The organism is Archangium minus (genome assembly GCF_044360475.1).
GTDB lineage: Bacteria > Myxococcota > Myxococcia > Myxococcales > Myxococcaceae > Archangium > Archangium minus.
This window is the reverse complement of record NZ_CP043494.1, coordinates 517,788-530,286: the sequence shown is the minus strand read 5'-3', so window position 1 is coordinate 530,286 and position 12,499 is coordinate 517,788. Positions and strand designations below refer to the sequence as shown.

The following is a 12,499-nucleotide window of genomic DNA, read 5'->3' as shown; positions in this document are numbered from 1 at the left end:
GGCGCACGGACGACATGCAACGCATTGCGTCAGCCTCGAAAGGGAACACATGCAGCTCAAGGACTTGAAGGTCATCGTCACGGGCGGCGCTCGGGGCATGGGCGCTCACTTCGCCACGCGCCTGCACGAGGCTGGCGCGCAGGTCGCCGTGGGAGATGTGAACGAGGAGCAGTTCGCCTCGCTGCCCGCCGCCATCCACCGCCGCCGCCTGGACGTGTCCAAGGAGGAGGAGTGTGTCTCCTTCGTGCAGTGGGCCCACGAGGCCATGGGCGGCCTCAACGGCCTCATCAACAACGCCGGCATTCTTCGCGACTCGCTGCTGGTGAAGAAGGACAAGGCCACCGGTGAGGTGAAGAAGCTGTCCACCGCGGACTGGAACGCCGTCATCGGCGTCAACCTCACCGGCGCCACCTTCATGGTGCGCGAGGTGGTGGCGAAGATGGTGCAGACGGATCAGCGCCCCGGCGTCATCGTCAACATGAGCTCCATTGCCCGGCACGGAAACCGCGGGCAGAGCAACTACGTGTCCGCCAAGGCCGCGCTCGCCGCCAACACCGTCACCTGGTCGCGCGAGTTCGCCCCCTTCGGCATCCGCGTGGGCGCCGTGGCCCCGGGCATGGTGGAGACGCCGATGACCCAGGGCATGAACCAGAAGGCCCGCGACGCACTGGTGGCCAACATCCCCGTGGGCCGCATCGGCCTGCCCGAGGACTTGTGGCTCGCGGTGAAGTTCGTCCTCGAGTGTGATTACTTCAACGGTCGCACCATCGACGTGGACGGCGGCCTCAACATGTAGACTGGGCGACACGCCCCCTCACGGGTGCTGCCTGCCAGCCAACGGGCCGTGCGAAAGGGCGTCAGACCCTTTTGCATGGCTCGTTCGTTTATGGGGAATGGCGGCGAAAACGCACAGCCAGGTTGCACGGGGGGCAGTCGAGCAGCGCCTTGTCCCGCGGTCCCAGGGGCCCAGCAAAAAGGGACCAAGGTGGGACTTCTTCGCGCATCCGCAAGGGCCACGGGCGTTCAGGGGGTTGCCGACTGGAAGTCAAGTGAGTAAATCATTTCCAGTCGGGAATAGACGGGATGCTCGGAAGGTCGGGCATGGCCGGCAAAGGGTCCCCCACCCAGGAGGCGGACCCGGAGTCGAGCGCAGGAACCACGGGATTCCCGATGACGAGGGAAACCTCGAGCCCCGCTCAGGTGTCCAACTTGAGGGGCTGGCTCAGGTGTACATCTCGAGGCCAGAAGTGCGGCCGGCGTCGAAATGCGGCGAGCGCTGGAGCTGCTCCAACACCCGGGGCGTGCAGTAGAGCGTCACCATGGGCGTGGAGCCGGGATCGCTCATCCACCTGACTGCGCCCATGAGGTGATGGGCCTGCAGGAAGCTCAGCACGGAGTCGCGGAACTGCTTGCTCTGTTCACACGCGGCCTTGTGGACGAGCGAGCGATCGCGCTGGATGGACGGCTGCCAGGCAGCTCCGGGCTCCTCCCGGGGCATGACCAGGGCCTCAATCCACCCTTCCGCACCCTCCACCCGGGAGCCCGGGAGGGGAGTGACGGCGGACATCTTCGGAAAACGGCCGGAGGTCCGGCGCGGCGATGTGGCTGCCTTCCTGCTCATAACAACTCCTCCCACAGGCCCGGCGCTCATCCGCCGCCGGCCCTGGTAGCCGCCATCACTTGTAAACCGCCAGACCCCTGCCAGCACGTCCCGCGGGAGTCTTGGGCAGCTTCAGCACATTGTTCAGAATCAAATCCCTGACTTCCAGTGCCGTCAAGTCGGGGGAACGGCAGCGATATAGCGCGGCGAGCCCCGCGACGTAAGGGGCGGCCATGCTCGTTCCGCTCATTCGTTCATAGAACGCCTGGTTGTTACACCTTCGTTCTGTGCTCGAGTAGACGTTCACGCCGTAACCCATCACGTCGGGGACAGGGCGCTGATTCACCACGCCGCTGGCGGAAAAGCTGGCCACGCGCTTCTCGAAGTCGACCGCCCCTACAGCCAGGGCCTCTGGGAAGCCTGCTGGGTAGCCGGCCGTGCCAGCGCCACCGTTACCGGCCGCCACCACGGGCAGCACGTTGGAGTCCACCAGCCGGCGCACCAGCGTCTGCAGCGCGCGGATGTTCAGGCGGTACTCCATGTCGCTGACTCCTGGAGGCGGCTGCACGGGGAAGCCCAGGGACATGTTCACCACCGCTGGGCGCGTGGAGTTCTCGGGACGTGAGAACTGGTGTAGCAGCCATTCCATGCCGGCGGCTACACGGCCCAGGCTCGTGCGTATGGTTTCGGACTCGATGACCGAGGCGACGTAGAGGTCCACCTCCGGAGCGACGCCGTGGAACTGGCCCGCGGCGATGCCGGCCACGTGGGTGCCGTGGCCGTCCGGGTCGAAGCCGCGCACGTCGCGCGCCGGGTTCTGCGGCGAGTTGGGGAAGAGCGAGACGTAGCGGAACTGGATGACGCGGTCCTGGTGCTCGGGGTGGTCCGCGTCCACGCCGGTGTCGAGGATGCCCAGCATCACGCCGGCGCCCTTGATGCCCTGAGCGTGGGCAGCGTTGATGCCGCACTCCTCGGGCCACTCCCGGTTGACGAGCGAGGACAGGCCCCGGTTGCGAGGACCGAGCTGGCCCGCGGACACCGGGCCCGGAAAGGTGAGCTGCACCGTGTCCGGGATGAACTCGAAGTCCCGGCCGAGTTCCTCCTTGGCGATGCGCTCGGCCTTCTCCGAGGTGAAGTGCGCCATGGTGGCGCCGATGAGCGGCATGTGGCGGTAGGTGCCCACGTCCGAGGCGGTCGCCGATGCCGGCTCCATCACCGGCCCCTCGGTGGCCACCTGCTGGACCTCACCCTTGCGGCTCCGGCTTCGCGTCGGCTTCTTCTTCGGCGGGGTGGGAGGGGTGCTCACCTCAGGCAAGCGACCAGGCAGAGTGGCCGAGCGCAACCCGAGGCTCCGCAGCATGTCCGGTGCCCGCCCGCTGATCATGAACTGAAGGGCGGTGGTGCGCTGCAGCACACGCTCTCCCTGCTCCGTGCCCCGCACGCCCGGACGGGCGCGGGTCTCAATCGACTCCTTCGGAACCAGGAGATAGGACTTCATGATGGGTTCGCTCCTTTACAGAGTACTGACTTCACTGACAGCGCGGGCCGACCCGCGGATGGGCGCCGGCCGCGCCCAAGCGGAGGGGGTGGGACACCGTCGTCGTTCACACCGTCGGCTCACAGTGTGACTAGAGCCGCCCCCCCTGACATGAACCGCCCCCATTCCCGCTCTGGACGTCCTGGGCTCCCCTGGGCGTTCCAGTGGATGACTGTCACAACGTACGAAACCGGAAACGATTCACAGGTTGGGAGCGTAATACGGACCGTGACGGGTCAGAAAATAGCGGTCAATCACCGTGAGGGCCCGAAATTCCGGCCCTAGCGGCACATCGGCGACTCGCGCCCACGGCCTCGCCGGTCCGAGCCCCCTGTCCGACCCCAGGGCACGTTCCCCTGCCCGCCCCCCAGATGACCCTGGGGAAGTCGTCTTCCCCATGATTTGTTCGCCACCGTGGCGCCAAGGCGGACTATGGCTGTGCGCCATCCGCCCCGCCGGAGAGATTCGTGATTCCCTACCTGCACGTCCCCCCCATCAAGCTCGGACCCCTCACCATCGAGCCCTTCGGCATCTTCGTGGCGCTCGGCATCCTGCTCGCCGCCCGGCTCCTGTCCCGTCAGGCCGAGCGTGAAGGGCTCGATTCGACGCCCCTCCAGGACTACGCGCCGTGGGGCGTGGGTGTGGGTGTCGTCGTCGGCCACCTGTTCCACCTCTTCGCCTACCACCCCGAGGAGCTCTCCAAGAGCCCGTTCCAGATCTTCAAGGTGTGGGATGGACTGTCCTCCTTCGGCGGGCTGATCGGCGGCATCCTCGCTGCCGTCGTCTTCTTCCGGGTACGCAAGCTGCGCTTCCGTGACTACGCCGACGCCTTCGCCCTGTCCGTGGCCCCCGGCTGGGCCGTCGCCCGGCTCGGCTGCTTCGCCGTCCACGACCACCCCGGCGTCCGCACCGACTTCTTCCTCGCCGTCAACTTCCCCGGCGGGCCTCGTCACGACCTGGGCATGTATGACGCCCTCTTCCTCTTCGCCATCTCCGGCCTCCTGTGGGGCTTGCGCAACGCGGGCAAGTTGAGGGGGAAGCTGCTGCCCTTGCTCTCGCTCCTCTACGCCTTCGGCCGCTTCTTCTTCGACTCCCTGCGCGCCACCGACCTCTCCTATGTCGACTCGCGGTACTTCGGCCTGACACCCGCTCAGTACGGATGCTTCGGGCTCATCGCCTTCGGCATCTACGGACTGGTGAAGTGGCAGGCTCCCGCCAAGAAGCCCTCCGCCCAGGTCGGACCGGGCAGTGGCGTTCAGGCACAGGCACGTTGAGCGCTCCCGGGTAGGGAGCGGTAGATGGGGGGTCACATGAGCAACGCCAGGGCCCTGCTGTATGACGCCGTCATGGTTCCCGTCGGTTGGCTCGGGCTCGATCGCGCCCGGCACCGGCTCGTCGAGGGGCTCTCCGGACGCGTTCTGGAGGTCGGCACTGGAACCGGGCTGCTGTCCTACCCGCCCTCCGTCTCCTCCGTCGTCGCCATCGACATCGACCCCGAGCTGCTCGACCGCGCGAGCCACCGCCGCCCGGGCGTCACCCTCATGCGGGCCGATGTCCAGCAGCTCCCCTTCCCCAATGGGTCCTTCGACGCCGTCGTCGCCTGCCTCGTCTTCTGCACCGTCGAGGACCCCGCCCGCGGGCTCGCGGAGATCCGCCGCGTCCTCCGCCCTGGTGGCCAGTTGAGGCTGCTCGAGCACGTCCGCTCCCCCCACCCCACCGTCGCCCGCCTCCAGGACCGGCTCACCCCCGTCTGGAGCCGCCTCGCCATGGGGTGTCAGCTCAACCGCGACACCGTTCCCCTCGTCGAGGCCTCCGGCTTCCGCATCACCCACCGCGCCCAGCGCCTGCGCGAGCTCGTCGAGGAGCTCGTCGCCGTTCCCGTGTAGCTCAGCCCGTTGGACGCAGGCCCGCGAGCTTGCGGCTCGCCTGCACCAGGTGCACGTCGGTGATGCGGCCTTCCGCGTCAGTGTCTGCCCGGATGACGGCCTTATTGGCCCTCCCCGGTCTGATGTCGTGCCACCCGACCACGACCGCCGGCAGTGCGAAACGGCCCGGCCCTTGGACGATCCGCCCCTTCATCGGCACGCCCAGCGACCTCAGCACCCGCACAGACGCTCCTCCCAGGTAGAGCGCGTGCGGCCCCAGGTTCAGCTGGTAGCCCTCTACCTCCGTCGTGTGCGCCCGGCCTCCCAGGTGCTTCGACTTCTCGAACAGCGTGACTCGCCTGCCCGCTCGCGCCAGCAACGCCGCCACCGCCAGCCCCCCCAGCCCTCCTCCCACCACCGCCACGTCCGTCGTCTTCTTCATCTCCGGTCCTTTTCTGAGCCGTTTTTCCTCGGGCTCACCAGGACCACGACGGGGGGTTTCGAAAGGTTACGGGGATCCTCTTCGGTACATACCCTCACCCCGACCCTCTCCCAGAGGGAGAGGGAGGGATGGGCAGACGGTGTCAGGGGCCTTCACTAGCGTCCCTGCGTCCTCCCCTTCACTTCTCCAGGAGTTCTCTCCGCATGAAGGCTCATACCTGTCTGCTGCTTGCCTCCACCGCGCTCGCCGCTTGTGGATCTCCCGTTGACCCCGCTCCTTCCGTCTCGGTTCAGGAAGAGGCCCTCGTCTCCGAGTCCGCTGCCTCCCTCCACCACGGCACCGTTCAGCTCTCCACCGGCGTCCAGCTCCACTACGTCGAGCAGGGTCGCCAGAACGGGCCCGTGCTCGTCCTCCTCCACGGCTACACCGACTCGTACCTCTCCTTCGACCGCGTCCTGCCCCTCCTGCCTCGTCGCTTCCACGTCTACGCGCTCGACCAGCGTGGACATGGGGACTCGTCCCGGCCCGAGTGCTGCTACTCGCAGTCCGACTTCGCCTCCGACGTCACCGCCTTCCTCGATGCCCAGGGCATCCAGCGCGCGGTCCTCGTCGGTCACTCCATGGGCAGCTTCATCGCCCAGCAGGTCGCCCTCGAGCACCCCGAGCGCGTCGAGGCCCTCGTCCTCATCGGCTCGGCCCCCACCGTCCACGGCAACCCCGTCGCCGCTGACCTGATGTCCTACGTCGACACCCTCTCCGACCCCATCGACCCCGCCTTCGTCCGCGACTTCCAGGCCAGCACCTTCTACCGCCCCATTCCCCCCTCCTTCCTCGACACCGCCGTCTCCGAGAGCCTCAAGGTCCCCGCTCGCGTCTGGCAGGCCTCCCTCGCCGGCCTCATCGCCGAGGACCACTCCGCCCGGCTGAGTGACATCTCCGTCCCCACCCTCGTCGTCGGGGGAGACAAGGACGGCTTCTTCTCCGTCCCCGAGCAGCAGGCCCTCGCCGATGCGCTGCCCCAGGGCTCCTTCGCGCTCTACAGCGAGACCGGTCACGCCCCCCACGTCGAGCAGCCCCGCCGCTTCGTCCACGATGTGAAGGTGTTCCTGCGCGGACCGCACCAGGGCGAGTGATGACACTCGGAGGGCTCGGGCCAGAGCGGGTTGCGTCCCGTCACTCGCGAGGAAGGAGCAGTCGTCTCACGTCCTCGCCGCGCGCTTCCGGCGAGCCCTCTTCATCGTCCAGGAGCATGCCCCGAGCGATGGGCTCGAAGCGTTGCCATTCGGCGCCCAGGTCCACGCCCTCGCCGCGCAACGCCGACACCTCATCCGCGAGAGAAAAGAGGCTGGGTTCTCCCGGTCTTTCGAAATAGCGGCGCGACAGAAGAACCCACGCCCGCACCAGCAGGGGCCAGCGCTCCGTGGGTTCCCCCCGCAGCCATCGCAGCAGCGTCAGGGCCGCGGTCCATTCGGACTCGACCATCCACCCGGACAACGCCTTGCGGACCTTGGGGAGCTTCCCCTTCACCGCGTTGCGAGCCAGCTCCGCTTCATCGAGTGTCAACGCGGCCCACTCGCCAGCGACCTGCTGGAGGTTCCCAATGCCGAGCGGAAACACCTCGGCCCAGAAGATCCGCTCCAGGGTGGGCTCGTCGTATCCCGACTGAGCGCACTTCAAGGCCAGCGGAGGCACGAAGCCGCGCACCTCCGTGTCGAGGAACAGCTCGCTCATCGCCGCCCAGAGAGGGCGGCGGCGCTCGAGCTCGAGACGAGAGAGGCTGGCATCCGGCAATCGGCCCCCCTGCCCTACCAGTTGTTCACGGACTTCAAATCGAAGATGTCCGTGAAGCCGTGGGCCCGGAGGATCTGCGTCGCCATGGCGCTGCGTCCTCCCGCCTGGCAGTACACCACCACCTTCGTCCCCGGCGGGCCTACCTCCGCCACTCGCTGGGGCAGCTCCTGCACCGGGATGTTGCGCGCCGGCTCCGGGTGTCCCTGACGAAACTCCTCCGGCGTGCGCACGTCCAACAGCACCCACCCCTGACCCACCAGCTCGCGAGCCTTCTCCGACAGTTCTTTCGGCGTCATGGGCGCCGGACTTTAGCCGGAAACTGGAGCCCTCGCGCCGGGACGCTACAGTCCTGTCGCACGCATGCCACTGTTGGACAAGAACACGTTGCTCGACCAACTCGCCGAGCGTCTCCGTCAGAGTGATCGGCTCGCCCACCGCGCCGAGCTCGAGGCCCGGGAGGCCGCTCGCTCCCTGGCCACCGAGTCCGAGAAGAAGGAGGACGGACGCGCCGTCATCGAGTACGGCAGCCTCGCCACGGGCCAGGCCCAGCGCGCCCGCCGCGTCCAGGAGGAGCTCAAGGCCCTCACCGACTTCCAGGAGGCCGGCCTCCCCCGCTTCTCCCGCAGGGGCCCCGTCGCCCTGGGCGCCATCATCGACGTGTCCACCGAGGACGAGGACGGCTTCTCCGAGCGCACCTTCTTCCTCCTCCCCGTAGGCGCCGGCACCGAGCTCACGGGCCCCGGCGGCGATGGTTTCCTCTCCGTCATCACCCCCGCCTCCCCCGTCGGCCGCGCCCTGCTGGGACGTCGTGCGGGTGACACCGTCGAAATCACCTTGGCCGGCGAGGTGCGCGAGTGGACGGTCCTCGAGGTCGCCTGACCCCACTGGCTTGATCGCCGTTCCGCCTGCTTTCACAATTCCAGTGAAGAGCAGGCCACTGGGGGGCCCTGCGCCAGAGGAGGTACGTCGTGCCCACGCTCCGTGCTGCCACGAAGAGCGTCCGTCCGGAAGCTCCGGAGGAGGTCACCGCCGAGCCCTCATATTATGAGGAGCAGTGGGGCTTCGCCACGGACCACCCTGATGGCTACATGGCCGTGCGCGCCGTTCGCAACGACGCCAGCGAGCTGGTGGACTTCCATTGGGAGTACGCCAACCCCGCCGCCGAGGCGATGATGGGCATGCGCCTGGACTTCGTGATGGGCCGGGGCATCGTGGAGCTGCTCCCCGACACGCGCAACCGCGGCATCCACGCCTGCTTCGTGCGCGCGGTGGAGACGGGCGAGCCCTACGTGGACGAGGTGTACTTCCCCCTGGCCCACAACGAGCGCTGGTTCCGCCTCGTCGCCCTCAAGCGTGGAGATGGGCTCTCCATCTGGTTCACTGACATTACCCGCCGCAAGCGCGAGGAACTGGAGACGAGCTTCCTCGCGGAGGCCAGCCACCTGCTCACCGCCTCGCTCGACGTGGAGGCCGCCCTGCACGAGCTGGCCCGCCGCTGCGTCCCCACACTCGGCGACGGGTGCGTCCTGCAGGTCATGGACAGCCGCGGACAGCCGCTCCTGCTCGAGACCGTGGCCCGCGAGCCCTCTCAGGAGGCGCTGCTCACCGAGGTGCTGCAGCACACCGCCGCCCAGGCTCCGAATGAGCCCGGCCTGGTGGGGCTGCGGCTGCCCCAGGACACCTCCCAGCTCCTCGCCGAGGTGACGACGCCCCTGCTCCAGTCCCTTACCCGGGATGCCGGGCACCTGCGCCTCATGCGGATGCTGGGGACGCGCTCGCTGCTCACCGTGCCCCTGCGTGCGCGCGGACGCACCTTGGGCGCGCTCGTCCTCTTCACCTTCTGCGAGCGCGTGTACGGGCCGGATGACCTGCGCTTCGCCGAGGACCTGGCGGATCGGATCGCCCTCTCCGTGGACAACGTCCTGCTCTTTCGCGAGGCCCGCAAGGCCGTGGCCCAGCGCGACGAGTTCTTCACCGTGGCCGCGCACGAGCTGCGCACCCCCACCACCTCCCTCAAGCTCAACGTGCAGTCGCTGCTGCGCGGCGCCCGCCGCAGCGAGGCCGCCCCGTCCCCTCCCGCCCTCATGGCCAAGCTGGAGAACATCGACCGCAACGCCAGCCGCCTCAACGCGCTCGTCAACGAACTGCTCGACGTCACCCGCATCCACGCCGGACGGCTGCGCCTGGAGCTGGAGGAGGTGGACCTCACCGCGTTGGCCCAAGAGGTGGCCGCCCGCTTCGAGCTGCCCGCCTCCCAGGCCCAGAGCCCCATCCTCCTGGAGACCTCCGGCCCCGCCGTGGGCACCTGGGACAGGCTCCGGCTGGAGCAGGTGGTGACCAACCTGCTCTCCAACGCGCTCAAGTACGGTGCCGGCAAGCCCGTGCACCTGCGCGTGGAGACAAACGCCGGGCTCGCCCGCCTGGTGGTGCGCGACGAGGGCATCGGCATCGCCCCGGAGAACCTGCCGCGCCTCTTCGGCCGCTTCGAGCGCGCCGTGTCGGATCGCCACTACGGCGGGCTCGGCCTGGGCCTCTACATCACCCGGCAGATCGTCGAGGCGCTGGGGGGGTCGGTGGGCGTGCGCAGCGCTCCCGGCGCCGGGGCCACCTTCACCGTCGAGTTACCCCGCCAGGCCACGACCTGACGCATGCTCTCCTCGTCCCCTCCCGCTCCTGTCCACCGCTGGACGGTCCACTCACGGGCGGTGGATTTGATCCGGACAAGCTGATTTGGAAGGGAGTTTCATGGGAGCCGAGCCCGCTCGTACACCTTCGCTGCCGCTCACCTGGCCCGCCGCGATGTTCGGCCTCATCTTCGGCGTGGCGATGACGTACGCGCCGTACGAGTTCCACGCGGCCTCCTTCCGCCCGCTCTACCCGTACGTGCGCTCCATGGGCGTGACGTACCTGGCCAGCAGCGTCGTGCTGATGGCCACCATGCTCTACCCCAACGCCCCTCGCTGGCTGGACGTCCTGGGGCGCGTGGGCTTCGGCGCCGTCACCGGCCTGTACTGGTGGGTGCTCAACGTGAGCACCGGCGGCTTCACCGGCGCCATCCTCTACCCGCTGCTGCTGGTGGGCGTGGCGCTGGAGGCATCCCCCGCCTGGCGCAAGCGCGAGGTGTTCCGCGGCGTCGTGGGGCTGATCTCGCTCTGCTTCGGCCTGCTCATGCTGGTGGCCCGCCAGCACTTCCCCCCCGTCTTCTACGCCTCGCTCAAGCCCCTGCTGATCCCCATGGGGCTCGTCTTCCTGGGCTGCGGAGCGGGGCTGCTGGCCCCCCTTGATGCGCGCTGGCCCCGGCTGCCACGCGCCCTCTTCGGCCTGCTGGCGGTGGAGTTCTCCTTGCTGGCCTGGGGACTGGGCCGCATGGGCTCGGGGCCGGCCGCCAGCATCTACATCATCCTCACCTTCGCGTGCGTCACCGCCGCCCTGGGCCTGCGCCCCCGCGTGCCGCGCACCGTCGGCTTCAAGCTGCTGCGCGGGCTGGCCTTCGCCGGAGTGGTACCCCTGCTGGCCCTGGGGGGACTCGCGACGTGGCAGGCGCAGGGCGCCATCGAGCGCCAGGTGCGCGACGACACCGTGCGCGCCGCCGCCGGCGAGGCGGACTTCCTCGTGCGCTACCTCGACGATGCGCGCGAGTCCCTCCAGCTCATGCTGGAGTCCCCTGGCTTCCGCTCCGCCCTCGCCTCGAGAGATCGCAAGCTGCTGGAGCTCTACCTGCGCAACCTCCCCGCCCAGGCCCGTGCCTTCGATGCGGCCGTCGCGGTGGACAAGGAGGGCGTGGGGCTCGCTGCCTCCTACGGCAAGGAGGACCTGGGCAGCTTCTCCCACCGCGACTACTACGCCGGCGTGCTGAGCACCGGCGCCCCCTACGTCTCGCGCCCCTACGTCAGCCAGCTCGGCCTGCCCCACGTGGCCGTGGCCCTTCCCTTCAAACAGGACGGGAAGCTGGAGGGCATGCTCGTGGGCCTGTTGTCCCTGGAGCGCCTGTCAGCGGCGGTGACGCCCGCGGCCCAGCGCTTCCGCGTCCAGGTGCTGGACAGACGCGGCCTGCTGCTGCTGCGCGACACCCAGCCCGGCGCCCCCCTGCTGAGCCAGGCCCACCTGCCCAGCGCCCTGCGCCTGCACCTGTCCAGCAACGACGAGGGCGTGGTGGAGACGTTCAGCCCGGACGACCAACGGATTCTGCTGGCCGCGGATGCCCCCGTGCCCGGCACCGAGTGGAGCGTCGTCGTCACCCAGGACATGGGCGTGGCCTACCGCGCCATCACCCGCACCAGCGTGGGCTTCATTGCCCTGCTCGCGCTCGGCGTGATGCTCCTCTTGGCCCTCTCCCAGTTCGTCGCGCGCGACATCATCCGCCGCCTGGAGACCCTGGTGGAGGCCACCGCCGCCATCGGCCGGGGCGAGCTGTCCCGGCGCGTGCCCGAGGAGGAGGACGACGAGCTGGGCGAGCTGTGCCGGGGCTTCAATGAAATGGCCGCGCGCACGGAGGCCGCCCAGGCCGAGCTGCGCGAGGCGGTGCGTCTGCGCGAGGAGTTCCTCTCCGTCGCCAGCCACGAGCTGCGCACCCCCCTCACGCCCCTCAAGGGCTTCGCCGCCCTCACCCTCAACCGCATGGAGAAGGGCGGGGACTTCCCAGATCGCGAGCGCACCCTCAAGGCCCTGCGCTCCATGGCCCGGCAGACGGACCGCCTCACCCGCCTGGTGGATGATCTGCTGGACACCTCGCGCATTCAGGCCGGCCGCTTCGAGCTGGAGCGCGCCCCGGTGGACCTGGTGCCCCTGGTGCGCGAGGTCATCGAGCGCTTCGAGCTGCGCGGCGATGAGGGGCTGCGCTTCTTCCTCGAGGTGCCCGACGAGCCCGTGGAGGGCACCTGGGATGGGCCTCGCCTGGAGCAGGTGGTCACCAACCTCCTGTCCAATGCCGTGCGCTACTCCCCACACGGCGGCACCGTGCGCGTCAGCTTCCACCTCACCCGGGACGCGGTGGAGCTGCGCGTGAGGGACCAGGGCATCGGCATCCCCCCTGAGAGCGTCGCCCTCCTCTTCCAGCCCTTCGCCCGTGCCTCCAACGCCACCGCGCGCCACTTCGGCGGGCTCGGCCTGGGGCTCTTCATTTGCCGTGAAATCGTTCAACGTCACGGTGGCACCATCTGGGCGGAGAGCCCCGGCGCCCAGCAGGGCAGCTGCTTCTACGTCCGCCTGCCCCGCGAGCTGCCCGCCGCCCCCTTGGCAGCCGCCGCAAGCTGAACTTCTTTCAC

General features: G+C 69.0%; 12 protein-coding genes. 7 read left to right on the top strand and 5 right to left on the bottom strand.

Annotated elements, in window-relative coordinates; genetic code table 11:
• The first annotated feature begins 49 nt into the window (after positions 1-49).
• Entirely contained in the window at positions 50-796 is a 747-nt protein-coding gene (locus tag F0U60_RS02260; protein WP_395813437.1) for an SDR family oxidoreductase, read from the top strand.
• A gap of 426 nt (positions 797-1,222) precedes the next feature.
• Here F0U60_RS02260 and F0U60_RS02255 read toward each other — a convergent pair whose 3' ends face one another.
• Positions 1,223-1,621 carry a hypothetical protein gene (locus F0U60_RS02255; protein WP_395813435.1) on the bottom strand — a complete coding sequence of 133 codons (399 nt, stop codon included), beginning with the start codon at positions 1,619-1,621 and terminating at the stop codon, positions 1,223-1,225.
• A gap of 55 nt (positions 1,622-1,676) precedes the next feature.
• A complete protein-coding gene (locus tag F0U60_RS02250) occupies positions 1,677-3,098 on the bottom strand; it encodes a S8 family peptidase (RefSeq protein WP_395813433.1) in 1,422 nt (473 codons plus the stop codon).
• A 506-nt stretch (positions 3,099-3,604) separates the two neighbouring features.
• On the opposite strand from F0U60_RS02250, the gene F0U60_RS02245 reads away from it, so the two are divergent.
• Both F0U60_RS02245 and F0U60_RS02240 read left to right on the top strand, forming a co-directional pair.
• Positions 3,605-4,411 (top strand): prolipoprotein diacylglyceryl transferase, encoded by an 807-nt coding sequence (locus F0U60_RS02245; protein WP_395813431.1) that lies wholly within the window; start codon positions 3,605-3,607, stop codon positions 4,409-4,411.
• 36 nt (positions 4,412-4,447) lie between these two features.
• Positions 4,448-5,023, top strand: coding sequence for a class I SAM-dependent methyltransferase (locus F0U60_RS02240; RefSeq protein WP_395813429.1), 576 nt, complete (start codon positions 4,448-4,450; stop codon positions 5,021-5,023).
• A gap of 1 nt (position 5,024) precedes the next feature.
• On the opposite strand, the gene F0U60_RS02235 is transcribed toward F0U60_RS02240, so the two are convergent.
• Positions 5,025-5,444 carry an FAD-dependent oxidoreductase gene (locus F0U60_RS02235; RefSeq protein WP_395813427.1) on the bottom strand — a complete coding sequence of 140 codons (420 nt, stop codon included), beginning with the start codon at positions 5,442-5,444 and terminating at the stop codon, positions 5,025-5,027.
• Positions 5,445-5,647: 203 nt separating this feature from the next.
• Here F0U60_RS02235 and F0U60_RS02230 point away from each other — a divergent pair, with 203 nt between their 5' ends.
• Positions 5,648-6,577 (top strand): alpha/beta fold hydrolase, encoded by a 930-nt coding sequence (locus tag F0U60_RS02230; protein ID WP_395813425.1) that lies wholly within the window; start codon positions 5,648-5,650, stop codon positions 6,575-6,577.
• Between the two features lie 40 nt (positions 6,578-6,617).
• Here the strand turns inward: F0U60_RS02230 and F0U60_RS02225 are convergent, their stop codons facing one another.
• Positions 6,618-7,235 (bottom strand): hypothetical protein, encoded by a 618-nt coding sequence (locus tag F0U60_RS02225; RefSeq protein WP_395813423.1) that lies wholly within the window; start codon positions 7,233-7,235, stop codon positions 6,618-6,620.
• 14 nt (positions 7,236-7,249) lie between these two features.
• A complete protein-coding gene (locus F0U60_RS02220; protein WP_395813421.1) occupies positions 7,250-7,531 on the bottom strand; it encodes a rhodanese-like domain-containing protein in 282 nt (93 codons plus the stop codon).
• 64 nt (positions 7,532-7,595) lie between these two features.
• Here F0U60_RS02220 and F0U60_RS02215 point away from each other — a divergent pair, with 64 nt between their 5' ends.
• The 3 genes from F0U60_RS02215 (at position 7,596) to F0U60_RS02205 (ending at position 12,488) form a co-directional block, all read left to right on the top strand.
• A complete protein-coding gene (locus F0U60_RS02215; RefSeq protein ID WP_395813419.1) occupies positions 7,596-8,114 on the top strand; it encodes a GreA/GreB family elongation factor in 519 nt (172 codons plus the stop codon).
• A gap of 89 nt (positions 8,115-8,203) precedes the next feature.
• The gene (locus tag F0U60_RS02210; protein WP_395813417.1) at positions 8,204-9,880 is read left to right on the top strand and encodes an ATP-binding protein; all 1,677 of its coding nucleotides are present in this window, start codon (positions 8,204-8,206) and stop codon (positions 9,878-9,880) included.
• 100 nt (positions 9,881-9,980) lie between these two features.
• Positions 9,981-12,488 carry an ATP-binding protein gene (locus F0U60_RS02205; RefSeq protein WP_395813415.1) on the top strand — a complete coding sequence of 836 codons (2,508 nt, stop codon included), beginning with the start codon at positions 9,981-9,983 and terminating at the stop codon, positions 12,486-12,488.
• The last annotated feature ends 11 nt before the right edge of the window (positions 12,489-12,499 follow it).